Below are 22,643 nucleotides of genomic sequence, written 5' to 3' on the forward strand. Positions count from 1 at the left end.
ATGCAGGATATATATCGGGGGAAAGGTATGACCTACGCCGATTGTGCCGCATCCAATACCCTCCGGTACAAAAAACGAATATGGGCCAGGGCAGCCGGTCTGATCTCTTCATAGGTGACTTGATCTTGTATATAGAAGGAGATGAACCCGTGCATTGCCAAAAATAAACTAATCGGAATATGATGACGCTCTTGATCCGAATGCCCATTGGCTGCCATGGACTGCCTGACGATCGTCGAGAACATCTCCAGACAGCGGCCCTGCTCGGTCCGCGCATAGGCGAGTAATTCTTCATCTCGCGTCATGAACATAATCTCATAATGGTGGGGATGATCCAGACCGAACCGGACGAACTCCAGCATAACTTGCTCCATCTTGGACAGTCCTTCGGAAGGATCCTGGTTGAGTACACGTTCGAATAGCCGTTCGATCCGATTGAAATCTTCCCGGACCAGCGCATAGAACAGTTCGGCCTTATCTTTGAAATGATAGTAGAGTGAGCCGTGGCTGTACCCCAACTGCTGGCCGATTCTTCGCATGGAGATAGCACGGTACCCTTTGGTTACGAACAAGTGGCGCGCCACCTCCAAGATTCGCTCTCGCGACAATTCTTGATCTACTGCTTTTCTCGGCATAGCGGTTATTCTCCTTATTCCCCTTCAATGTAATAAGCAGGGGCTCCCTTCTGGATCACGGCCTGCCCTTGCGTGAGATCCGTGATCCAGGCTACAAACCGGTCGGCGTCCGACGCCGCGGGCAAGCACGTCAAGATCACCTTGTCGGTAAATTGCGTCTCTCCCATCCTCGTCCCATGGTTACGCAATTCATTTTCCAATTTGCCAAGCCATGTGTAATCAATGTCAACGAACACTTCCTGATGCAACACTTTCTCAATGGCCTCCGCTGCTTCGACAGCGGCAACGGCCCCATCAGTGTAGGCCCGAATCAGGCCTCCGGCTCCGAGCAGAATTCCGCCGAAATACCGGGTGACGACGATCACCGTATTTTTCAACCCTCGGTTGCGGATAACCTCCAGTATCGGCTTGCCGGCCGTCCCGCTTGGTTCGCCGTCATCCGACGCCTTCTGTATCTCGTCCCGCTCGCCTATCATATAGGCGGAGCAGTTGTGCGTAGCATTCCAATGCTTACGCTTAACGTCCTCTATAAATGCAATCGCCTCTGCCTCGGTCTCCACCGGGCGGCCATACCCGATAAAGCGAGACTTTTTGATCACAATTTCCTTGCTCCCGAATTGCCGAACTGTCTTGTAACGTTCTAACAGGGGAATCACCTCTCCATGCGTGTTCAACAAGGCCGGGCAACTGCCCCTGTCAAACAAACTTCTTCCATGAGCGCCAAAGAAAGCAGCTCTCCTGTACGGAGAACTGCTTCCCGGCTTATCGCTTATCTTCGATGTATTGGCGGATGTCCCGATTAGCGGGACAGTCTCGCCTCCAGTTCAGCCTTCTCTGCCTCATAGCCTGGTTTGCCCAGCAAGGCGAACATATTTTTCTTATAGGCTTCCACACCCGGCTGATCGAACGGATTGACGCCAAGCAGGTACCCGCTGATCCCGCATGCCTTTTCAAAGAAGTATACCAAATAGCCGAAGGAGTAAGGGGTCATGTCCGGAATCGTGACAATCAGATTCGGCACGTTGCCATCCGTATGCGCAAGCATCGTTCCTTCGAACGCTTTCTTGTTGACGAAGTCCATCGTCTTGCCGGCCAGGAAGTTCAGCCCGTCCAAATCGTCCGTCTCTTCCTGAATCGTTACTTGCTGCGGAACTTCCGCAACCTGAATCACCGTCTCGAACAGGTTCCGCGTTCCTTCTTGAATGAACTGCCCCATCGAGTGAAGATCGGTGGAGAAGTCGACCGCCGCAGGGTAGATGCCTTTGTTGTCCTTGCCCTCGCTCTCCCCATAAAGCTGCTTCCACCATTCCGATACATAGTGCAGGGACGGCTCATAGTTCACGAGAATTTCGATGGCCTTCCCTTTGCGATACAGCGCGTTGCGGACGGCCGCATACTGATAGCTCTCGTTCTGCGCCACATCAGGATTGCTGTACGCTTCCGCCGCGGCTTGCGCCCCCTGCATCATCTCGTCGATGCTGATGCCGGCAACCGCGATTGGCAGCAAGCCTACCGCCGTCAACACTGAGTATCTTCCGCCCACGTCGTCCGGAATGACGAACGTCTCATAGCCTTCCTCGGTCGCCAGCTTTTTCAGCGCGCCCTTCTCGCGATCCGTCGTCGCGAAGATGCGCTTTTTCGCTTCTTCCTTGCCGTATTTTTTTTCCAGCGCGTCGCGGAAGATGCGGAACGCAATCGCCGGCTCTGTCGTTGTGCCGGATTTGGAGATGACATTGACGGAGAAATCCTTGCCCTCGATCAGTTCCATCAGATGAGCGATATACGTCGAGCTGATGTTGTTCCCCGCGAAATAAATCTCCGGCGTCTTGCGCTTGTCCTTCGGCAGCATGTTGTAGAAGGAATGCCCCAGCATCTCGATAGCTGCGCGCGCGCCCAGATAAGAGCCCCCGATGCCGATCACGATCAGCACGTCGGAGTTGGATTGAATTCGGGCCGCCGCTTCCTTGATGCGTGCGAATTCTTCCTTGTCATATTGGGAAGGGAGAGCGATCCAGCCAAGATAATCTGAACCGGCTCCGCTCTTATTATGTAATTGCTCATGCGCCAGGCGAATGGGCTCTTTGAAGTAGTCAATTTCATGCTGACTTACGAATGTCAACGCCTTGCTGTAATCAAAGTGCACTTTTTGGGTCATCATACACCCTCCTCGAGTATTGGTTGACTTTGCCACTTTAACACATGAAAATCAATATAGTCCTAGGATACTGGATTTCTCCTCGGAACACAAGGGAACACCTGGTAATGAAAAGGTTTACATAATAGAAATTAATTTAGATCATCCCCTGAAACGGGCGGCAACATACAGAAACAAGCGCTGTCAAGAAGGTTGCTTTCCTATGTTACAATGGGGACGGAAGGGAAAAGACAACGTGAGGTGACGATGCAAATGAAAGTAGCCGTATTAGGTTTAGGAACGATGGGGGCGCCAATGGCTGCCAATCTGATTCGCCAAGGCTTCGAGGTAACGATATATAACCGTTCCGCCGGCAAAGCGGACGAGCTGGTAGCGATGGGTGCCCGCGCAACGCAATCGCCACAGGAAGCGGCCCTTAATCAGGATATCGTCTTGACGATGGTAAGCGAAGACCATTCGATTGAAGCCGTCTATTATGGCGAGCAGGGTCTGCTTGACAGCGTTCGCGAAGGCATGGTCGTGATTGATTCGAGCACGATCTCGCCTGCTCTGGTCAAGCGGGTAGCTGCGGATGTGGAAGCTCGCGGGGGAACCTTCCTCGACGCTCCGGTTACGGGAAGCAAGCCGGCCGCGATCGCGGGCACGCTCGTGTTCATGGTCGGCGGACCGGAGGAGTCGCTCTACAAGGCAATTCCAGCATTCGAAGCGATGGGAAACCGAATCATCCATGTCGGACCGAACGGCAGCGGATCCATCACGAAGCTAGCCCATAACGCAATCGTCGGCATCAACAATGCGGCGCTCGCCGAAGGCTTCTCGATGGTGGCGCGCGCGGGCGTCGACCCAGCGGCCTTTCTCGAAGTGGTGCGCAACGGCAGCGCCGGCAGTACAGCAGCCGAACTGAAGGGAGAGAAAATGATCGAAGGCGACTTCGACAATCAATTCTCCTTGAAGCTGATGTTGAAGGATCTGAAGCTCGCTTCCCGTCTTACCGAAGATATGCAATCGCCTTCCCCGATGCTGGATGCGGCCAAGAGCCTGTTCCAGATGGGGCAGACGGCCGGGTATGGCGAAGAGGATTTGTGCTCCGTCGTAAAAATGTACGAGCAGTGGATTGGGCAGCCGATCGGGAAAAGCAACTAAACGTCGATGCACTCCCATCACGTATTGGCTTTGCCTTTGTTCCACCGTAAAGCCATCCTTCTGTCTGCACAAAGACCGCTGGCAACGAACTGAGCCCTATGCCCATATCCGTCAGCCAGCGGCCTGTATGGTATTGCTATTGCAATCCAGCCAATCGCGCCGGATCACGGTTTATGTTATTGCTTGAGGCTTGATCTCACAGCAACGCCTTCACGCGGTTGACGACATTCTCAACCGTGAAGCCGTATTCGGCCATGACACGGTCGCCAGGCGCAGAGGCGCCGAACGATGAAATGCCCAAGATGTCGCCTTGATCGCCGACATAACGTTCCCACCCGAATGGATGAGCCATTTCCACCGCCAGGCGGGCCTTGACATTCGGCAACAGGACGGCATCCTTGTATTCCTGCGGCTGCTTGTCGAATAGATCCCAACTCGGCATGCTGATGACGCGAACGTGGATGCCTTCTTCAGACAACACTTGCTGCGCGCGCACAGCCAACTGCACCTCGGAGCCCGTCGCAATAATCTGCGCCTGCGGCTGGCCGTTCGCCGCGTCGCTTACAACATACGCGCCGCAGGCTACGCCTTCGCGCGCGCGTTCCGCCGATGTCTCCAGAATCGGCAAGTTCTGGCGCGTCAGGACGAGCACGACTGGCTTCGAATGGTTCTCCATCGCATACGCCCAGGCAGCCGACGTCTCGTTGCCGTCAGCCGGACGGAGCACCGTCAAGCCCGGAATGATGCGAACGGAAGCCAGCTGTTCAATCGGCTCATGCGTCGGTCCGTCTTCGCCGACCGCAATGCTGTCATGCGTCAGCACGTAGGTGACCGGAAGCTGCATCAAGGCAGATAGGCGAACCGCCGGACGGAGGTAATCCGTGAACACGAAGAAGGTGCCGCCGAACACCTTCACGCCGCCGTGCAGCGCCATGCCGTTCATGGCCGCCGCCATCGCGAACTCGCGGACGCCGAAGTAAATGTTGCGGCCGTTATATTGGCCCGGTCGGTATACCGGCAAGCCTTTGAGATGCGTCATCGTGGAGCTCTCTAAGTCCGCTGATCCGCCCGTCAGGTGCGGCACGTTGCCTGCCAAGCCGTTCAGCGCGTTGCCGGAAGCGACGCGTGTCGATACCGACTTGTCCTCTACCGTGTAGGCCGGCAGGTTCGCATCCCAATTTGCAGGCAGCTCGCCCTTCACGGCCGTCTCGAATTGGCTGGCCAATTCCGGATGCGCCTGCTTATATTGCTGGAACATGCGATCCCAAGCTTCGTTCGCCTGGATTCCCTTGTTCTTCACATTCGCTTCGAAATGTTTGTATACTTCATCCGGCACGAAGAAATCTTCATGCTCCCATTGGTAAAATTGCTTCGTCAGCTTCGCTTCCTCCGCTCCGAGCGGGGAACCGTGGGTACCGCCATGGCCGCCCTTGCCTTGCTTGTTCGGGCTACCGTAACCGATCACCGTGTTCACTTCGATAAGCGTCGGCTTATCCTCTACTTGCTTCGCCTGCGCCAATGCGCGCGCGATCGCGTCGAGATCGTTGCCGTCCTCGACCAGCAGCGTCTGCCAGCCGTACGCTTCATAGCGCTGGCGCACATTCTCGCTGAAGGACAGGTCCGCTTCCCCGTCCAGCGTAATATGATTGGAATCGTACAGAACGATTAATTTGCCCAATTTTAGATGGCCGGCCAGAGAAGCCGCCTCGCTTGCCACGCCTTCCATCATGTCCCCGTCGCCGCAGATGACGAAGGTATGATGGTCAATGACTGAATAACCGTCACGATTGTACGTGGCCCCCATTTGCGCCTCGGCCATTGCCATGCCGACAGCCATGGCGATGCCTTGGCCCAGTGGACCCGTTGTCGCGTCTACCCCTGCTGTATGGCCGAACTCAGGATGCCCCGGCGTCTTGCTGCCCCATTGGCGGAACTGCTTGATTTCATCCAACGGAAGATCATAGCCGCTCAGATGAAGCAATCCGTAAAGCAGCATCGAGCCGTGCCCCGCAGACAATACAAAGCGGTCACGGTTCATCCACGTCGGATTGGCCGGGTTATGCGTCATCTCTTTCGCGAACAGATGATAACCCATCGGCGCCGCCCCCATTGGCATTCCCGGATGTCCCGACTTTGCTTTTTCGATTGCATCAATAGCCAAGGTTCGGATGGCCGCTACAGAGAGCGTATCCAATTGCGCTTGGTTGACAGTCATTGCTGATTTCCTCCTCATATCTTTCTCTGTGATCAAGCGAACGATCAGCCGTGGCAATTCCCCCACCCTCGCTCAACTTGTCCTTGGATGCATTTGATTTATTGTACCATTACTCTTGCTTCGACGCCACTTTTTACCTGATAAAAAGCAGCCTCCGACTGTTTGAACTCCCCTTGCGATGCCCACAAGCCGCTATTGCGCAGCTTGTCCCGTATACCATGCGGCAATACGCTGATTGATCTCTTCTTCCGTCCGCTCCGGCAGCAGTTCCGCGTCGACAATCATGTCGTACAACCGCTCCATCGGCTCGCGCGGATCGGCCTTCTTTGCTTTGGCGTCGTTTTTGAGCACATTCCACGTCTCTAGCACGAAGCTGCGGCAGTGAACATCCTGCTTGTCGAAGAAGTGGCGCATTCGCTCAACGTCCTCCCAGAACTCCTCGCCGAAGCGTTCCTTGGCGTTGCCGCGCAGGAGCGCGATCTCCGCCTCGTACATCGGACGCTGCTTCGTCTCTTTACCGATCCACGGCGTCTCCAGAATAAACGGTCTGCCGAGCAGCCCTTCATGCTGCACGACATTGCGAATCACGTCAAAGCCGAGATAGCCCGCTCCGATAGGCGCGTGGCGGTCTTTGGCCGCCCCGGTCGGATTTTTGCTGTCATTGATATGAACGACGGCGATCCGGCCGAGGCCGATCACGCGGTCGAACTCCTCCAGCACGCCATCCAGATTGCTGACGATATCGTAGCCGGCGTCATGGATGTGGCAGGTGTCCAGACAGACGGTCAGGCGGCTGTTGTCCTCGACCTTGTCGATAATCGCCGCGATCTCCTCGAAGCTGCGGCCGACCTCGGTGCCTTTGCCCGCCATTGTCTCCAATGCGATGTTCACATTCGTCTCCTTCGTGTTCTGCAGCACTTCATTCAAGCCTTCCGCAATGCGGTTCACCCCGTATTCGGCATCCTTGTCCGTATAGGCGCCGGGATGAAGCACGATATGATTGACGCCGATGCAATCCGTGCGTTGTATCTCCTCCTGCAGGAACGATACGGCCAATTCGAACGTCTCGGGCTTGTACGACCCGAGGTTGATAATATAAGGCGCGTGCACCACGATTTCGTCGATGCCATGCTTGTTCATCAGTTCCTTGCCTTCCTCGATGAACAGCTTGTCTATCGGTTTGCGCCGCGTATTTTGCGGCGCTCCGGTATATATCATGAACGAGCTGGATCCATAGCTTAACGCTTCCTTCGTCGCCGTCAACAGCCCTTTTTCGGAAAAGGATACATGAGAACCAATCTTCAGCATACGTGCGCTCCTCTCAAATCATTTCCCTTATTCTACAAGGATTATTGAAATAAATCTAGGCATTGTTGCCACCGTAAGGCAACCTTTGCAAAAATGCTGTAGTGGTGCGGATTGGCGGGATTTCTAGGTGAGTACGAGCAGCCAGGCCAAGTGTATGTGTTTTAAGGGGCTGTTCCTTGCTTGTCTCGCTGAAAACCTTTATGGCCTCCAGAGTGCATCTCAGTCCAAATCCCCATGCTCCATCGCGTTTCCGTTCGTTATTATCAGCCTTACTCGAAATTATCAAATTTACATTTTTGTAGAGGAATAACTTTTGTACGGTACTTCCATTTATAACCGAGATATATCATTAAGAAGATAGGTAGTTCAATATATGTCAAAAATGAATTTTTCCAATCAATAGAATAGTTCAAAAATGCTTGATAATATTCGCCAACAATAACGATTATACAAAATGTTAAAGAAAACATAGGCCCTAACGGGAAAAAACGAGCTCTGTAAGGAAGCTTCTGTAAATCATGACCTTGCTGAAGAAAAGCACGCCGGAAACGATAATGGCTTATGGCTATACCAAACCAAGTGAAAAAACCACACATACCAGATATATTTAGAAGCCACAAATAAACGATTCTGTCCCCGAAAAAACAAACAAAAAAAGCAAGCATACCGATAACTGTTGTAATTAATAACGCATTGATTGGAAGACCACGTTTATTCAGCTTTGCTAAAAACTTAGGTGCTTTTCCATCTTGCGCTAGCTTCCATAATATTCGTGTAGATGCATACATACCAGAATTACCAGCCGAGAGCACAGACGATAAAATAACAGCATTCATAAAAGCTGCCGCGAAAACAAAACCAGCTTTCTCGAATACAAGCGTAAATGGACTTACGTGAATATCATTCAAGTTACTAACAAGCAAACTCGGATGCGTATAAGGAATAATTAAAGCGATAATAAAAATAGTCAGAACATAAAAAAGAAAAATACGCCAAAATACCTGTCGGATGGAACGAGGTACACTTTCTCGTGGATTTTTACTCTCACCAGCTGCAACGCCAATGAGTTCCGTTCCTTGAAACGAGTAACCAGCTACTATAAAAACACCAAAAATAGTGAAGAATCCACCATGAAAGGGTGCATCATCAATATAAAAATTGTGAAAGTCAATACGTTCATTTCCTAAGATGCCGATAATCATCAATATACCGACAATAAAGAAAACGATAATGGTCGTCACTTTAATAATGGCAAACCAATATTCAGACTCTCCATAACCTTTCGTAGATAAAAAGTTAAGCAGAAAAATGAAAATCAAAAACAAGAAGCTCCATAGAAAGGAGTTACTATTAGGAAACCAATACTTCATAATAATTGTCGCCGCAACTAACTCAGATGCAATGGTAATCGCCCAATTAAACCAGAAGTTCCATCCTAACGCAAAGCCAAACGCTGGATCTACAAAGCGAGATGCATATGTGCTAAATGACCCAGAATCCGGCATGTATGTAGCCAGTTCTCCTAAACTTGTCATTAAGAAATAAACCATTGTTCCAACTGCAATATAGGCAATAAGTGCCCCCCCAGGACCTGCTTTAGCAATTGCGCCACCGCTAGCAAGAAATAGCCCAGTACCAATAGATCCACCAAGCGCGATCATGGTGAGATGACGTGTCTTTAAAGTTCTTTGCAATCGCTTTTGATTTGGTTGATTCACGATGTATCCTTCACTCCTTTTGTACGAAAATGACACCTTGCACGAAACGCCTCAATAATTGCCGAGAAGGCATTTTTGCCTATCTCTTGAGAATTGGGTGATCGTTATGAAGCTTGTTTCTTGCTCTCATCAGGATGATTGAGTCTTCGTATGCGAACAACTGCGAAAGGAGTACGACACACCGGAAGCCCTGTTGTTTTTGTAGCACTTCTACAGCGACCTGATCTTCTGGATTACGGCAATCGATCTATCTGCTACAGCTTCCTTCATGCATTCTGCTTACTCCTCCAATCCCAGAGGCCGAAAGCCCCATGATCCCGCCGATAAGCTCCGCTGCTTGCTTCTCTTGACCAAGCTCGGGCTGAGCGTCGATGACGGAGTCATCGCAATTAACCGGGAAAGAAAGGAAAAAAGAACGAAAAGCAAGAACCCAAAACTCCAAAAACGCTTGTTCCGCGCAAGCCAACATGACTCCGTGTCGTGGATCCGCGGCTGCCGGGAACGGTACACAGAACTCATCCTCAACCGTTTATTGGACGGGGTAAAGGCCAGCATAAAAAACAACGTGTTACGCGAATGTTTATTGAATACCGAGGGGAGGAAAAAATATAAAAAACCTTTGAAATATATAATATTCAAAGGTTAAATCGCTCTCATGGTAGTATGAACTCCGAATCGACGTTTACGATTTTTTTCTATTCTCTCGCTCTTTTTGTAACATCCTCTGAAACTCTCTCGCTTGTGCCATTCTCTGCGTAATTGAATCAGCTCTTTTCCGAATCACGTGAGAATTCGAGGGAGTCACTTCTTGAAACTGTGTTATTTCTTCCTGAGCAGAAATAAAACAAGCCAGCGACTGCGATTGTTCAACTCCAATTGGTGAAGCATAAACAGAACCAAATAAAGAAAAAATCATAGCGCAAGCAAACAAACTTGAAATCATTTTTTTAATCATCTACTACCCTCCAAAATATCGTTTTTTTCTGTAGATGGATATTCCAAGTTGTATTTACCTGAATATACCATAGAATTATAAAAAAAAAAAGGGGGGGGATGTAAAATAGTTGGCGTAAAACTCCAAAACCTAATGAAAGCTGGGCATCTGGACTTCCCTCCACTTTCTATTACACGAACTCTCGAAATATAACCAAGATGGTGGTATAATTTGTATAATTTCATTGGATATTCATAATTGAGGCCAACGAGGCGGTTACGGATTTAAACTTACATCAATGTACGCGCGCGAAGCGAAAATATTTTTATCCGGTGAGGTGGAAATGCATGTATTCTTTGTTCTATGTACCACTCATGGCCGGCGGGCCTACCAAGTGGTTCATGAATTCCATCGCGTTCTGGACTTTCGTTCTGCTTGGATTCATGGCCATCGGCGGATTTTTTATGTTCCGTAAGTTTCTCAAAGTGCTGCCGAAGAGCGACGGCATGTCCAAGCTAGACTGGCAAAATTACTGGGTGGAGCGAAGCCGGGCGATATGGACCGAGGATACGAAGGCGTTGCTGGACATGCTGGTCGCCCCGGTTCCGAAGCCGTTCCGCGATATCGCGCGCCACTCTATCGCCGCCAAGATCGGCGAAGTCGCCATGGAGAGCGGCGCCACCGAAGTGACCCGCGAACACTGCATCAAGGGATATATTCTAGCGACGCCCAAGCGGGATTACCGCAGCCTCGTCCGCTACCTGGACAAAAACAACATCGACTACAGTCCATTCCTTCATCTGTTGAACAAATAGCCAGCCACAGCCGGACGAAGGAGACGCACCCCATGTTCATGCAGCCAGTTGATCCAAAACTGGAGATGTGATCCGGTAATGCGAAGCGGCGGCGGATGCGATTCCTACCGCACGGCTCGTCAAGCTCCACATCACCCCGTGCTCTCTAATGAGGGCGGGGTCTTTCTCCAAGAAGCGGCATGATGTCCATGTATGCGAGTCTGGCCTCTTCGGTCATCGCAAATTGCTTGTCATTGGCAGCATTCAGCATCGCCCCGACGCGTTGTACCTCAGCTTCATAGCTATGGTACAAGTCATCGGCAGCCGACGCCAATAATTTTGCCTTCTTGCGGTCGCCGATTATCGCGGAGTGGCGTGCCTGCTCGGCCAGCCGCCCAATCGCTTCCGTCCGCAAGTCGCGGTCAAACGGGGCGCAGGCGATGGCCTCCCGCCAATATCCAGCTTCATTTGCCGCGCGGTCGAGGCGGATGCTCGCCAAGGCGAGCTCGCGGTAGAGAGCGACACCGCTCCGTTCATAACGGCGTCCTTCCGCGAGCAAGGCGATGGCCTCTCCCGGCGGCAAGGTTCGCGATACCGCGATGCGAAGCTCCGTGTCGGCTGGCGTCAGCTTCAACGCCAGCGTGCCGTCGGCATCCGCAAGCGGCTGGGCCACGGCGTGTACAGCCGCCAGCAAGCCTCCGGCGCCCAGCGGCAGCGCCAGCAGAAGTGACGCCATACGGCCCAGACGCAGGTGTACCCTTCCATAGCCGGGCTCTCCCGCGCCTTCCGCCAACACCAGCAAGGCAAGGAGCAGCAGCACGAAGAAGCCGAAGGCCATGTCGAAGTCGACTGCGCTGTGCAGCAGGAGCACGGCCGCGGCCATGGCCAATCCCTGGTGACGGCGCCAAGCAATAAAGAGCGCCGCCGCAGCCAGTATGAGCGCGGGCGCCGTTCCGATGACGCCGACGTCGAGCAGCAGGTCGAAAAGGCTGCTGTGCACCTCTTTGCCAACATAGGGCGCGCTCTGAATACGCGCGAACTGTTGCCGCCAAGCTTCCCCGCCAGCACCGAACCACGGATGCTCCCGCCACAATATCAGCGCATCGCGGTAGAACTGCATCCGCGCACCTGCGGTCGCACAATGATCCGTTAGGCGCTCGGATGCCCCCTGCGGCATCAGCAGCAGACCAAGAACTGCAGGTGCCACCGCAATCAAGCACGAGCATACGATTCCGTGTCGGCGGGAAGGCTGCAGACGGTGAAGCAGCGCTTCTCCACTTAATAAGCCCACCCAGACCGCTGCCACGGCTAACGGAATCATACCGCGATGATCCGGCCACAAGGAAGCGGCGCTCGCGGCCCCGGCGAAGCCCCATGCTGCCGAGCGGGCGGTTAACGCGATATAAGCGCGCCGTCTTTTATGCAAAAACAACAGCCCGACAACCCACACAAAAGCGACAACCAGCCACGAGCCCCGGGACTCCGTCAGCATCAGGACGACCATGTGGGGAAGGACTGGCAACAGCACCGCCATACGCGCTCGGAAGCCGAAGGCGATCTGGACAAGATAAAGCTGAAGGAGCAGAAAAGCGCCCGTTACCGCTCCGAGGGTGTTCGGATATTGCAGCAATCCGGCCAAACGGAATTCCCAAGCGGAAATTTCGACGTTTTCGCTTGTCATGAGGCCGGCTGCATAAGGCAACCATCCACCCAGCATAAAGAGCGAACTCAGGCTATTGACGATGCCAACGACGAGGAGGGCTTGCAGTCCTTTTGTCCACGATGAGTCGGCGCTTGGCCGGCAAAAAAATGCGGATATCGCGATCGCCCACCCGGTATACATCGCATAGCGAATCAACTGCATATGAGTGCCGTGCACGCTCGCCGGATCGAGGAAGCGGACGATGCCGTAGGCGACCAGGAGAACGAGCGGCAGCAGAATGGCAGCGGATAGAACTGCGCGCTTCATGAGAAGAAGCGCAACCGTTGCAGCACACATCAGAGCAGAGAGCACGACAGTATCCTGGTTATAAAACAAGCCGTTCAGCCACAGCGTTAGCAGCAGTATGCCGGCTGCGGCCCCGGCAGCCGCCGCGGTCCATCCTCCGTTGCGTTCGCTTGTATCGTTCATCCGTTCTTCTCCACCTATCGCTCTATCTATCTCCATTATTATGGTCATAATAGCAAAAGGCCAACCGTAAGGTTAGCCTGTAGTAGTTCCCGATGTTCTATTCCAATGTTAAGATGGAAGCAGCGATAGAATGACTTTCGCGTTGAAATACGTATTATTGTACATCACGAGCCATCGATACGCATCCATCAGATCCAGCCCGTTATTTTCATGATCACGGTCTATTTGCTCCAATTGGCTTCGTACGACATCGATACCGATAAGATGCACGACTCTATCAAGCGTAACATTGGAGGGTTCATATAGATACAATCCGTAAGTACCTGCCTGCAAAGCTGGCAGCTTCTGGTTCGGACCATTGATTTCATCGATTGCAAATTCAAGATCCCCGTCTGAATCCGCCGCCCGCGCTTTCCCAGCATCTACCCATCCTAACAGTTCCGTCTCGCCGGGTATTATAGTTGTAAGGGGAGCCAGCACATATTTCCCTTGAGCGACCTGGGTAAATCCGATCGTATTGTGCGTCTCCGGATAGGTTCCTGCAATGCCTGCCTCATCTGAGCGCCAAGCTTTGAACGTTACTACGCCGCTGGCCTTCCCGTTCCGACCGTCATCACCCCGGATTGTCAACGCAAAATCTTGCTCGATATGTGACGTAATGGTCAACATACCCTCATTAACGGATGCCGTTACTCCAGTTACCGGATCTACGGTGTAATACAGGTTGTCATCATCCGCGTCCGTGAAGACCTTCATCTCGTTCAAATTGAAGGCGTACTCCTTGCCCTTAACCAAGGTTATGTCCGGCTGCGGCTGAAATACGGGATCCCAGTTGGTTGAGACGTCAAAGAAATAGGAAGCGGTATAGCCGTTTACGTCGGTTGCCTTTATCGTGATTCTGGTATCTCCTGTATTTCCGAAATAAATCAAAGAATAAAAACCTCTACATGGACTTGAGAAGTCCGAGCCAAGACCAAAAATACCGTTGCTATCATGAAGCTCAAAAGCTCTATCTTCCCATCTTATATTACCGAAAAATAAACCGCTTAGGTCTATTGTCTTCATTTGATATGAACTGCTGTCTACTAGATTGACATAACTGTCCTCTTCTTCATTTATCCGGACACGCGGAGCTATGCGGACAGACACATGATCAACGGTAACCGTAAACTTATGTACAAGTTCTACATTTTGGGCGGTGGTCCATTTGTATTCGACGGTCGTTGTACCGTAGGTTTTACCTGTAATTGCATATTGGCCCAGAACCGGATCTACCGAGACTTCCGCCACCGTGGGATCAAGGTTGACGGTCTGGATGTAGGTTCCTTCTGTGACGGTCAGCGGAGTCGGAATATATGTCGGATCCGCCTTCAATCCTACATCATAGGAATCGATCTGCTTCTGCGGAAATATCCTTCCGGCTTCTGCAGTTCCTGGAAGAAGAAATAACATGACGCCGAATACAGCTAGTCCGCAGTAAGATAAGAAATACCGTAAAGATGATATTTTCAAATTGCTTCTCCTTTCTTCGAGAAGGGATATCGTGCCGACAAGTTATCTATACATTCTGCTTCTTATCGACATAAGCCGTAATCTGTTCGCGCAGGATGAAGGCGCGCAAGGAGCGGAGGGAGGCTTCGTCGGGGCATTCCAGTCTGGCTCCGTACCCCATCCCTTCCTGGCTGGATCCGTCCCCCGTCCCTTCCAGTCTAGCTCTGTTCCCCACCCCTTCCAGTCTAGTTCTGTGCCCCGTCCCTTCGGGATGGCGGAATCGGCGCACAATCTCGAAGCGGCAGGTCAAGATGAAGCCCAACTGCAGCTCCGCTTCGACCCACATGCCTTCGCACAGCGGTTCGCCTTCGTCCAATATGAAGCCTACGCCGGACAAGCTAATATCAATCAGATGTATCGGCCTTCCGCTCGGGGTGGCGCTCAGGTTTTCCTGGAGTGAGGCTTCGGGATAAATGAAGCCTTGCTTGTGGATGGTGATCCGCGGCGACTCGCGCTTGTCCGTGAATCGCTGCTGCTGTTGAGGTGGATGGATGAGCAGCAGAGAGCCCTCGTTCCGGGCAATGATTTTGGTGAAGAAATTGACGATGCCCATTCCGGAATAGATCGTAACTTTAACTTGCTCCCCCAATTCGAAGTTTTCGAATTGCGGCAATTCTATATCGATCATATCGCCTTCCATATAAGATAACATACCCGTTGCCACGCAACCGCCGCCTTCGATCACAGTCCGGCAGTTCAACAAGGCGCCCGACAATAAACCCGGGCTGTCCACCGTGTATGTCTGATTCCTCATGTAATTAAACCTCCTCATATCTCTTCGTGCCAGGGTGTCATATCGGTTCAGATGCGCTATGCAGGCGGTCCCGCAGGCAAGCTGCTCGTCATCCAGCATCTGTTTCCAGAGATCAAAAATATGCATAGTCCGAATGACCTACTATACTTTATCGACGGATCGGCCGCTAATGTGAAGAGCTTCTTATCCCGGAGGGCTTAGGAACGATGATGCTGAGCAAGGAACCGATCGCGCGGATCGAAAAAGAACCCTCCAGGCTGGTATGGTTCTCGTCCTATTTACGTCTTATATTGAGATTATGATGACGGGCTTGAATGGAGCGACCATCGGCAGACGCATCGATCGGCCAAGACCGGGTTCATTGAAGCGCCTCCAGATCAACCCGGCCGTCGGACAGCTCTTCGCGAGGCAGGCCGCCCTTCTCCAACGCTTCATCCGGGCATTCCGCGAGGCGTTCATAGAATCGTACGCCCCGGCGCTTGCGCCGCTCCGCTTCCTCCGGCAGGCCGGCGGCCTGCCGCACCCAGCGGAACAGCGCATCCTCGGCCTCGGCGTAGCGGCCTTCCCGTTCGAGCCAAGCCCACAGGCGCTCAAGTAACTCGTCCGGCATCCGGTAGCCCTTCAACTCCCGCAGCAGACGCTCCGCTGTCTCCATGACGGGAAGCAGGCGCCGGTCGCTGCCATGCAGCATCGACTCGAGAAGCAGATGCAGGCTTTTAATGGATCGCATCACATACAGGTCCTCGATGAAGGCATCTTCGGATACAGAGCGGGAAGCGTCACTACCAGGCTTCTCTTGGCGTTCGGCCAGCACCTTCTCCCGTTCAAGCTTCGCCCGCTCGTGGAGCAGGAGCGCGAAGGCCTGAAGCTCGTCGGCATGCAGCCGCCCATTGGTCCGGAACAGATGAATCAAGTCCTCTCCGGTCAGCCGATCGGATAGCTCGCCATTCATGCGAAACCTCTCCCGCATCAGTTCATCCCATTCGAACAACAGCTCAGTCCGTTTTTTCTGCTGCCGCAGGTTCATTGCTTTGCCGATCATGTCGGTCATCTCCTGCACCAGCCGCAGCAAATAATCTTTTCTATACATGAATCCACCTCCTTGCCCAAGATGATAAGGTGTTGCCTAACCTATTGTACGAGCAGCGATAATCGTGCGTGGAAAGTGAGCGTTCGTTAGGATCACGGTCTGATTCCTCCGGCGCGACAATCCGATCCTTCTCCCCAGCCACGAGCTCCTCCATATGCATGCTGAATTGGGGATGAACTGCGATCGTTGGCATAGCTATCTCCTCTTTTCTGTAAGCGCCGCGTATCGTATACACGTCGTTGTATATGATAAACGCTTGTCAAAAAGCGTAAAAAAATCCAACACTTCCTCAAGATGGATTCTATGAAACGCTTTTTCTACATAGATATAGAATAATATTACACGAATTGAATACCGCTGAATCAGCACCTTCTATGGCGCAGTGTCTTCTCCAGTATTTGTTGTCCGGCCGCGAAAGGAGGTGATCATCATGGAAGGGTTCGAAATGTTCTTCGCCACGAGTGCGTTTGTGCTCGGCCTGGTTCAGCTTATCATTAAGCTGACGGACCGGCAGGATAAAAAATGATCCGTTCATGCCAGGAACGGATCACGCATAGGGGTTAACGCGATCAGTGCCAAAGAGTCGGATGTCGGGTCCGGCTCTTTTGTCTGTGTCCGAACCTGTCGAACGGGTACCTCCCCAGGCCCACGACATCATTCATATGGGGAAAAACCATTTTTTATTCCTTGCACTCCCCCGGAAAAGATTGCAAAATGGCATCCGCCAGTTCATGCGCCATCTTCATCACGAAGCGGAGAGAGGTTGTCTGCAGGGTCCAGTACGGCTTCGGTCCGTTCGTATTGACGACGGCGGCGATGCTGTATCTGCCTACGGCAGGGAGTGCCATACCTACCGACACCGCGGGAAGCAGCGGCTGATTGCCGACCAGATAATAGCCTACCGTCGAAGGATGGCCAAGGCAGGCGTCAATCGCAATGGTGAGGAGACTCTCCGGCAATCCGGCGAGCTTCACCTCCAGATTGGACGAATCGCAAGGCTCGTCCAGGCAACCGATCACATTCGTCCATCCGCTCTCCCGCAGCCTTGTTCCAACCAGCGGGCCAAGCGCGTCTCCCGTTGAACGGTCGGTTCCGATACAGATGAACACGATCGACTCGGACGGATGCGCCGCGGCCACCGATTGCAAAAAACCGGACAGATGCGCTCCCGCCATCTTCTGCCGCCGCTCCGCGGACCGGGGATCCAGGGTCCGAGATAAATTGAACTGCATCGGTTGCGTACTCCTTTTCATCTTCATGATGCCTTATTGTACTTCACATTCCCTCCCATGCCAAGCCAAGCCAATTCCGCAAGCCATCTGGAACGGAACGCATCTTGGGAGTTCGTTCAGTTTCCGCCGTATTCGTGATACAATACGAGAGGGTCGCTCACAACCGTTCGAGGAGGAATCGCATGATTACCAATGAAAAAACGCAGCAGAACGTGGAATTGATGATCGAGGCGATCAAGGGGCGCCTGAAGATGGCGACGGCTGCCGCGATGCAGCCCTCCGCCTTCTCCGTGGAGCAGTATGACGATATTAAGGAAGTATACGATATCGTCATGAGCAAGTCGTCGTACAGCATCAGTGAAGTGGAAGCGCTCGCCTCCGAGCTCGGCCGCCTGCGCCGGGGCTGAGTTCCTGCCCTTGACCGGGCCGGTAGGGCCGACAGCCGGTCAAGGGCGGGATGAAACGGTGCGAAGCAGCGCGGCCAGACCCGACAACCGCTCGGAATCGATCGGAGACAACGCCCGCGTTCCCTGCCTTACGTTCGATCCGAAATGGACATGGCGGACGCCCGTCTCCTGAATGAATCCGCTGACCGACTCCACCGTAAGCCCGCTGCCAGCCAGAATCTCCAGCGAAGAGCCTTCCGCGCGCCGGACCATCTCGGCGATCACATCGGTCGCCTGCAGGGCGCTCGGCTGTCCTCCCGAGGTCAGCACGCTTGTAATCTGAGGATACCCAAGCAGCACATGGAGCGCTTCATTGATGTCCCTCGTCTCGTCCACGGCCCGATGGAAGGTCATCGGCAGATCATCAGCGGCCTCCAGCACCTGCTCCAAAGCGGCCTTGTCTATCGTTCCTTCAGGCGTCAAGGCGCCGAATACGATCGCGTTCGCTCCGGTGGAACGGATAAGCCGCACATCGGCCACAATGGTTCGCATATCATCCGCATCATAAATAAAAGATCGGCTGTGCGGCCGGATCATAACGTTGACCGGTATATCCACCGCCGCCACCGCCTCTTGCACAAGTCCAAGGCTCGGTGTCAACCCGCCTTCAGTAATGGCAGTAATCAGCTCAATTCGATCCGCCCCGTTCCGGGCCGCCGTCACCACCTCTTCCCGTGTCGTCCCTATCACTTCTAACAGCACTTGCTTCATCTTCATCACCCTGCCTCACTCCATCGTTCCGTCTTCGCTTCCGGCCGCTTACGTTCCCGGCTTCAGCACGAAGACGGCCTGTTGTGCCCCGACCTGCCGGCCGTTGTCATTGAAAATCACTGCCGGTATCCGGTTGCGAAGAAGCTCCACCGTCTCCCGGCGCTCGTACCCGATCTGCTCCAGAATGGAAGCGGCCACCAACGCCCCATCTTCATCCGATCCGTCGGCGATCTTGAAGGCGAAGCCGAGCCGCTCCTTCGTCAGTGCAAAGGCGAAGATGCCTTTGAACCCGCCCTTGGCGATGATGTTGTCATCCTCCATCAGCAGCGAGTCGACCCGGTCCGTGCCGCCGACCAGGAACGGATAGCGCCGCATCGCGCCACGAACGCGCGCCGCGGCTTCCCTCGTGGGCCTGTCTCCGATCAGGTCAGGACAGGCCAGCTTAAGGTAAGCGGTCGCCAGGCCGGTCAGCGGAATGCCGTATACCGGGAATCCGCATCCGTCCGTCCCTTGAATCATCTCCTCCTGCGGCACTTCAGACATGTAGCTGATCATGTCTTTCATCTGGCGCTGCGCCGGATGCAGCGGATCGGCATACGTTCCCATGTCCATGCCAGCCATCTTGCTCCAGGCCAACACGCCGAAATGCTTGCCGGCGCAATTATGGTACATGCGCCGCCGGTCTCCGCCCTGGCGAAGCAGCGCTTCCCTCGATTCCTCGTGGAGCGGCAGGGAAGGGCTGCAGATCAGCTCCTCGTCGTGAAGCCCGCAATGCCTCATCACATGCTCCAACGTATCAACATGCGCCGCTTCTCCCCGGTGCGAGGCGGTCATAAGCGCCAAGTCCCGATCCTCTAGCTGGAAATGATCCAGCATGCCGCTTCGCACGACCGGAATCGCCTGCAGCGGCTTGGCTGCCGAACGAAGGAACATCGGCCGGACCGTGTCCCCTACGGCATAACGGATGCGGCCATGCTCGTCCACACCGCATATCGCGCCCCGACGCTCGCATTCCAGCCAGCCGTTGCGCGTTTCTTCTATCAGTCGTTCATTCATCATCGGTCTTCCTTTCCTCGTAGCCACTTCCTAAATTATATCCCTTTCCGAAGCCGCTGCCTATCTGTCCATTTGCATTCGATAGATGATTTGTGATATTCCTATAAATAGGACTCTCTCCTCAATTCGGTCTATTTATATATTCATTCACACAGCCACAAGCCAGATCATCTGCTCACCCGCCTGTGAGCGCTAAAGGAGAAATCATGACAGCAATGAATCAACAATCGGGCAACAAACCGGGCGCGCCCTCCCCGACAGAAACGACGATGTTCACATTAAGCCTATTATGGGGCAGCCTTGCCGTTCTGATTCTGATCGTACTGCTTTTTGTGCTGATTCGCGGAGTCCTCGCGGACCACTTTCAACAATTTGACGCTGCCGTCACAGACGCGGTGCGGCTCGCCGCATCACCGGGGCTGACCAAGGCCGTATCCTTGCTCACAGAGCTCGCTTCCAGCAGCGTCATTATCCCCATCTCGCTGCTATGCGCAGGCATTTGTGCCTGGGGATTCAAGCGCCTCTGGGATGCGTTCGGTTTGCTGGTCGCGCTTGGCGGCAGCTACACGCTGAATCTGATTATCAAAAACTTGATTCAGCGCGCCAGACCGACATGGGAGCACTGGGTGGTTGAATCCGGATACAGCTTCCCCAGCGGCCATTCCATGGCATCGATCGCGTTCTACGGCATGCTTGGCTATCTCCTCTGGCTGCTTCGCAAGGAACGGGGACGTCCTGCCGCCTATATTCTCGTTCTGACCGGGCTGGTCGTCCTTGCCATCGGCTTGAGCCGGATCTATCTGGGCGTGCATTATGCTACGGATGTGATCGCCGGCTTTGCTGCAGGAGGCGTCTGGCTCATCGCCTGCATTTACGCGCTGCAATGGATTCGCCGTAAGCGCCGGACATAATGGGGAGATCCAAATTCGGCACATCCTGTTTCAAAAGCTGTAAATCGGTCTAATTGTATAGTAGTAGATAGCAACGAATGAAGTACAAGGAGATGATGATAGTGAGTGAAAATAATAACAATTCCAGCGGATTTTTGAAAGGCGCCATTGTTGGCGGCATGATTGGAGCGGCGGCTGCCCTGCTGCTGGCACCGAAGTCGGGCCGCGAATTGCGTTCCGATCTATGCGATACGGCACAGAAGGCGGGCGAGAAGACGAAGGATATCGCCTGTGATCTCGGCACGAAGACCACCGATGCCGTCAAGTCCGTCGGCAGCAGGGCCGAAGCGATCGTTAACAGCATGAAGAATGCGTCCCAGCAGGTGGCGGCTACCGTGAAGGACGCCGCATCCGAAGCGAAGACACAGTTGAAGGAAGCTTCCGCCGATGTGGCGGACGAAGTGGCGAGTCAACTGAACTCGAACTGACGTGAGGAATGGGAAATGACGCGGACAGCAGCATAGACGGAATGAAGATACTTCCCGCTAGGGTAAGTATCTTCATTCCGTCTATGCGTCATTATGGGAGGATAGAATATGCCGGAGCTTGTCCATGGCTCTGCGCTGAATCCGCGAGACGCTCATCTGGGATACTCCGAGCCGTTCGGCGGCCTCGCGCTGGGACAGCCCTTCCTCGAAGACCAAGGCAAGCACCTGCCGCTCTTCCACTTTGAGTGTAGCCATTGCATCGCTCAGATCCATCCGGCGCTCGACGGCTGCGTAATCATCGCTGCCCGAGCTGATCATCTCCCCCAGCGTCACCGCGCTCTCTTCCTGCGACAATAATGGCGTATCTAGCGACACATAGTGATAGCATTCCCGGCCGGCCAATACTTCGACGGTCTCTTCAACGGATAATGCGATCCGCTCCGCAATCTCCTCCACGTTCGGCGAACGTTCCAGTTGAACGATCAATTCGTCGATCGTCTGCTGAATGAAGGCCCCCTTCTCTTTGATGCGGCGCGGCACTTGAATATACCACGACTTGTCCCGAAGGAAATTTTTCATATGACCAATCATGCTCTTCATCGCATAAGCTTCGAAAGGCACGCCCAAGGAGCTATCGAATTGCAGCAGCAGACGAATCAATGCCATATTGCCAACCTGAATCAGGTCTTCATGCAAATCGGGACGGTTGCGCGAAATTTTGCCGGCGGCCATCTTGACCATAGGCTCATACTTTTGAATCAGGATCGTGGCGATATCGTTGTCCTGCGTCTCCTGATAAGCGCTGATGAGCTGAACCGCATCTTCGGCTGTTCCATGCCGGGAGGCCGCGCTCATAGCAGTTCTCCACTTTTCAAAAGTCGCTTGCGCATTTTGACAACCGTGCCTCGCCCCTCCGTACTCATCACTTCCACATCATCCATCAGCGCCTGCATCAGGTAGAACCCGAGCCCCCCGGCTTCCACCCCGTCCAGGCTCTTGTCAGGCAATCCGCGCAAGCCGCTCGTCTTACTGTCCGCATCGAAGCTGCCGCCCTCGTCCTTGACCATGATGCCAATCTCGTCAAGTCCCTCCTCAAAAATAATTTCCACCATCCCCTGCGTCGTTCGGTAAGCGTATAATACCGCGTTGTTGCAGGCCTCGGAGATCGCAACCTTCATATCCTCGATATCCTCGTAAGAGAAACCGATGCGGCTTGCAATGCCGTACAGCGTCAGATGGGCCAGATCGACATAAGCCGCTTGCGCAGGCACAATTAATTTGATTTGATTCCTCTCTCTGTCATTTGCCATAAGTCAGTCCCTTTCTAATCCCCACGGTATCGTAAATCGTGAAGCGACGCCCTGAAGCGCTTTGTCCGGATGGAGCAGCTCG

The 22,643-nt window shown here is 53.4% G+C and carries 22 protein-coding genes; 5 read left to right on the plus strand and 17 right to left on the minus strand.

Annotation, left to right across the window (positions count from 1 at the left end):
- Positions 1 to 32: 32 nt before the first annotated feature.
- The 3 genes from PPOP_RS13400 to PPOP_RS13410 all read right to left on the minus strand — a co-directional run bounded on the left by PPOP_RS13400 (position 33) and on the right by PPOP_RS13410 (position 2,790).
- Positions 33 to 635, minus strand: a complete 603-nt coding sequence (locus PPOP_RS13400; RefSeq protein ID WP_006287051.1) for a TetR/AcrR family transcriptional regulator — start codon at positions 633 to 635, stop codon at positions 33 to 35.
- A gap of 14 nt (positions 636 to 649) precedes the next feature.
- Complete coding sequence (locus tag PPOP_RS13405; protein WP_042228872.1) at positions 650 to 1,282, minus strand: YigZ family protein; 633 nt, start codon at positions 1,280 to 1,282, stop codon at positions 650 to 652.
- Between the two features lie 152 nt (positions 1,283 to 1,434).
- On the minus strand, positions 1,435 to 2,790 hold the full coding sequence (locus tag PPOP_RS13410) for a glucose-6-phosphate isomerase (protein WP_042228863.1): 1,356 nt from the start codon (positions 2,788 to 2,790) through the stop codon (positions 1,435 to 1,437).
- Positions 2,791 to 3,042: 252 nt separating this feature from the next.
- Here PPOP_RS13410 and PPOP_RS13415 point away from each other — a divergent pair, with 252 nt between their 5' ends.
- Positions 3,043 to 3,933 (plus strand): NAD(P)-dependent oxidoreductase, encoded by an 891-nt coding sequence (locus PPOP_RS13415; protein WP_042228873.1) that lies wholly within the window; start codon positions 3,043 to 3,045, stop codon positions 3,931 to 3,933.
- 196 nt (positions 3,934 to 4,129) lie between these two features.
- Here PPOP_RS13415 and tkt read toward each other — a convergent pair whose 3' ends face one another.
- The 4 genes from tkt to PPOP_RS13440 all read right to left on the minus strand — a co-directional run bounded on the left by tkt (position 4,130) and on the right by PPOP_RS13440 (position 10,129).
- On the minus strand, positions 4,130 to 6,148 hold the full coding sequence (gene tkt, locus PPOP_RS13420; RefSeq protein WP_006287055.1) for a transketolase: 2,019 nt from the start codon (positions 6,146 to 6,148) through the stop codon (positions 4,130 to 4,132).
- A 192-nt stretch (positions 6,149 to 6,340) separates the two neighbouring features.
- Positions 6,341 to 7,456 (minus strand): deoxyribonuclease IV, encoded by a 1,116-nt coding sequence (locus PPOP_RS13425; RefSeq protein WP_006287056.1) that lies wholly within the window; start codon positions 7,454 to 7,456, stop codon positions 6,341 to 6,343.
- A gap of 269 nt (positions 7,457 to 7,725) precedes the next feature.
- The gene (locus PPOP_RS13430; RefSeq protein WP_006287057.1) at positions 7,726 to 9,174 is read right to left on the minus strand and encodes an amino acid permease; all 1,449 of its coding nucleotides are present in this window, start codon (positions 9,172 to 9,174) and stop codon (positions 7,726 to 7,728) included.
- Positions 9,175 to 9,856: 682 nt separating this feature from the next.
- The gene (locus PPOP_RS13440) at positions 9,857 to 10,129 is read right to left on the minus strand and encodes a hypothetical protein (protein ID WP_006287058.1); all 273 of its coding nucleotides are present in this window, start codon (positions 10,127 to 10,129) and stop codon (positions 9,857 to 9,859) included.
- 326 nt (positions 10,130 to 10,455) lie between these two features.
- Here PPOP_RS13440 and PPOP_RS13445 point away from each other — a divergent pair, with 326 nt between their 5' ends.
- Positions 10,456 to 10,923: a DUF2621 domain-containing protein gene (locus PPOP_RS13445; protein WP_042228867.1), complete on the plus strand. Its 468-nt coding sequence runs from the start codon at positions 10,456 to 10,458 to the stop codon at positions 10,921 to 10,923.
- 145 nt (positions 10,924 to 11,068) lie between these two features.
- Here PPOP_RS13445 and PPOP_RS13450 read toward each other — a convergent pair whose 3' ends face one another.
- From PPOP_RS13450 to yyaC, 6 genes are all read right to left on the minus strand, one after another.
- Positions 11,069 to 13,033, minus strand: a complete 1,965-nt coding sequence (locus tag PPOP_RS13450; protein ID WP_006287060.1) for an O-antigen ligase family protein — start codon at positions 13,031 to 13,033, stop codon at positions 11,069 to 11,071.
- 108 nt (positions 13,034 to 13,141) lie between these two features.
- Positions 13,142 to 14,545, minus strand: a complete 1,404-nt coding sequence (locus tag PPOP_RS13455) for a hypothetical protein (protein ID WP_006287061.1) — start codon at positions 14,543 to 14,545, stop codon at positions 13,142 to 13,144.
- Between the two features lie 46 nt (positions 14,546 to 14,591).
- A complete protein-coding gene (locus PPOP_RS13460) occupies positions 14,592 to 15,338 on the minus strand; it encodes a hypothetical protein (protein WP_006287062.1) in 747 nt (248 codons plus the stop codon).
- A gap of 358 nt (positions 15,339 to 15,696) precedes the next feature.
- Positions 15,697 to 16,428 (minus strand): DUF6483 family protein, encoded by a 732-nt coding sequence (locus PPOP_RS13465; RefSeq protein WP_006287063.1) that lies wholly within the window; start codon positions 16,426 to 16,428, stop codon positions 15,697 to 15,699.
- On the minus strand, positions 16,421 to 16,621 hold the full coding sequence (locus PPOP_RS22070) for a hypothetical protein (RefSeq protein ID WP_148277943.1): 201 nt from the start codon (positions 16,619 to 16,621) through the stop codon (positions 16,421 to 16,423). The genes PPOP_RS13465 and PPOP_RS22070 overlap by 8 nt, the downstream gene beginning before the upstream one ends.
- Positions 16,622 to 17,108: 487 nt before the next feature.
- Positions 17,109 to 17,660 carry a spore protease YyaC gene (yyaC, locus tag PPOP_RS13470; RefSeq protein ID WP_006287064.1) on the minus strand — a complete coding sequence of 184 codons (552 nt, stop codon included), beginning with the start codon at positions 17,658 to 17,660 and terminating at the stop codon, positions 17,109 to 17,111.
- A gap of 182 nt (positions 17,661 to 17,842) precedes the next feature.
- Here yyaC and PPOP_RS13475 point away from each other — a divergent pair, with 182 nt between their 5' ends.
- Positions 17,843 to 18,067, plus strand: coding sequence for a DUF1128 domain-containing protein (locus PPOP_RS13475; protein ID WP_006287065.1), 225 nt, complete (start codon positions 17,843 to 17,845; stop codon positions 18,065 to 18,067).
- A 39-nt stretch (positions 18,068 to 18,106) separates the two neighbouring features.
- Here PPOP_RS13475 and PPOP_RS13480 read toward each other — a convergent pair whose 3' ends face one another.
- Both PPOP_RS13480 and PPOP_RS13485 read right to left on the minus strand, forming a co-directional pair.
- Positions 18,107 to 18,823 carry a copper homeostasis protein CutC gene (locus tag PPOP_RS13480; protein WP_093471058.1) on the minus strand — a complete coding sequence of 239 codons (717 nt, stop codon included), beginning with the start codon at positions 18,821 to 18,823 and terminating at the stop codon, positions 18,107 to 18,109.
- Between the two features lie 42 nt (positions 18,824 to 18,865).
- Complete coding sequence (locus PPOP_RS13485; RefSeq protein ID WP_006287067.1) at positions 18,866 to 19,876, minus strand: asparaginase; 1,011 nt, start codon at positions 19,874 to 19,876, stop codon at positions 18,866 to 18,868.
- A 212-nt stretch (positions 19,877 to 20,088) separates the two neighbouring features.
- Here PPOP_RS13485 and PPOP_RS13490 point away from each other — a divergent pair, with 212 nt between their 5' ends.
- Positions 20,089 to 20,784: a phosphatase PAP2 family protein gene (locus PPOP_RS13490; protein WP_148277944.1), complete on the plus strand. Its 696-nt coding sequence runs from the start codon at positions 20,089 to 20,091 to the stop codon at positions 20,782 to 20,784.
- 95 nt (positions 20,785 to 20,879) lie between these two features.
- Positions 20,880 to 21,251 (plus strand): YtxH domain-containing protein, encoded by a 372-nt coding sequence (locus PPOP_RS13495; protein ID WP_234399836.1) that lies wholly within the window; start codon positions 20,880 to 20,882, stop codon positions 21,249 to 21,251.
- An 81-nt stretch (positions 21,252 to 21,332) separates the two neighbouring features.
- Here the strand turns inward: PPOP_RS13495 and PPOP_RS13500 are convergent, their stop codons facing one another.
- On the minus strand, positions 21,333 to 22,106 hold the full coding sequence (locus tag PPOP_RS13500) for a sigma-70 family RNA polymerase sigma factor (protein WP_006287070.1): 774 nt from the start codon (positions 22,104 to 22,106) through the stop codon (positions 21,333 to 21,335).
- Positions 22,103 to 22,561, minus strand: coding sequence for an anti-sigma B factor RsbW (gene rsbW / locus PPOP_RS13505; RefSeq protein ID WP_006287071.1), 459 nt, complete (start codon positions 22,559 to 22,561; stop codon positions 22,103 to 22,105). The genes PPOP_RS13500 and rsbW overlap by 4 nt, the downstream gene beginning before the upstream one ends.
- Between the last annotated feature and the right edge of the window lie 82 nt (positions 22,562 to 22,643).

Origin of the sequence: Paenibacillus popilliae ATCC 14706 (assembly GCF_000315235.1) — a bacterium.
GTDB classification, from domain to species: domain Bacteria; phylum Bacillota; class Bacilli; order Paenibacillales; family Paenibacillaceae; genus Paenibacillus_B; species Paenibacillus_B popilliae.

Bases quoted from the DNA above. Each gene is read 5' to 3' on its own strand.
- PPOP_RS13465 (WP_006287063.1), bottom strand. From the start codon at position 16,428: ATGTATAGAAAAGATTATTTGCTGCGGCTGGTGCAGGAGATGACCGAC.
- PPOP_RS13495 (WP_234399836.1), top strand. From the start codon at position 20,880: ATGATAGTGAGTGAAAATAATAACAATTCCAGCGGATTTTTGAAAGGC.
- PPOP_RS13415 (WP_042228873.1), top strand. From the start codon at position 3,043: ATGAAAGTAGCCGTATTAGGTTTAGGAACGATGGGGGCGCCAATGGCT.
- tkt (WP_006287055.1), bottom strand. From the start codon at position 6,148: ATGACTGTCAACCAAGCGCAATTGGATACGCTCTCTGTAGCGGCCATC.
- PPOP_RS13410 (WP_042228863.1), bottom strand. From the start codon at position 2,790: ATGACCCAAAAAGTGCACTTTGATTACAGCAAGGCGTTGACATTCGTA.
- PPOP_RS13440 (WP_006287058.1), bottom strand. From the start codon at position 10,129: ATGATTAAAAAAATGATTTCAAGTTTGTTTGCTTGCGCTATGATTTTT.
- rsbW (WP_006287071.1), bottom strand. From the start codon at position 22,561: ATGGCAAATGACAGAGAGAGGAATCAAATCAAATTAATTGTGCCTGCG.
- yyaC (WP_006287064.1), bottom strand. From the start codon at position 17,660: ATGCAGTTCAATTTATCTCGGACCCTGGATCCCCGGTCCGCGGAGCGG.
- PPOP_RS13490 (WP_148277944.1), top strand. From the start codon at position 20,089: ATGAATCAACAATCGGGCAACAAACCGGGCGCGCCCTCCCCGACAGAA.
- PPOP_RS13425 (WP_006287056.1), bottom strand. From the start codon at position 7,456: ATGCTGAAGATTGGTTCTCATGTATCCTTTTCCGAAAAAGGGCTGTTG.
- PPOP_RS13445 (WP_042228867.1), top strand. From the start codon at position 10,456: ATGTATTCTTTGTTCTATGTACCACTCATGGCCGGCGGGCCTACCAAG.
- PPOP_RS13500 (WP_006287070.1), bottom strand. From the start codon at position 22,106: ATGAGCGCGGCCTCCCGGCATGGAACAGCCGAAGATGCGGTTCAGCTC.
- PPOP_RS13400 (WP_006287051.1), bottom strand. From the start codon at position 635: ATGCCGAGAAAAGCAGTAGATCAAGAATTGTCGCGAGAGCGAATCTTG.
- PPOP_RS13475 (WP_006287065.1), top strand. From the start codon at position 17,843: ATGATTACCAATGAAAAAACGCAGCAGAACGTGGAATTGATGATCGAG.
- PPOP_RS13480 (WP_093471058.1), bottom strand. From the start codon at position 18,823: ATGAAGATGAAGCAAGTGCTGTTAGAAGTGATAGGGACGACACGGGAA.
- PPOP_RS13485 (WP_006287067.1), bottom strand. From the start codon at position 19,876: ATGATGAATGAACGACTGATAGAAGAAACGCGCAACGGCTGGCTGGAA.
- PPOP_RS13460 (WP_006287062.1), bottom strand. From the start codon at position 15,338: ATGAGGAATCAGACATACACGGTGGACAGCCCGGGTTTATTGTCGGGC.
- PPOP_RS13450 (WP_006287060.1), bottom strand. From the start codon at position 13,033: ATGAACGATACAAGCGAACGCAACGGAGGATGGACCGCGGCGGCTGCC.
- PPOP_RS22070 (WP_148277943.1), bottom strand. From the start codon at position 16,621: ATGCCAACGATCGCAGTTCATCCCCAATTCAGCATGCATATGGAGGAG.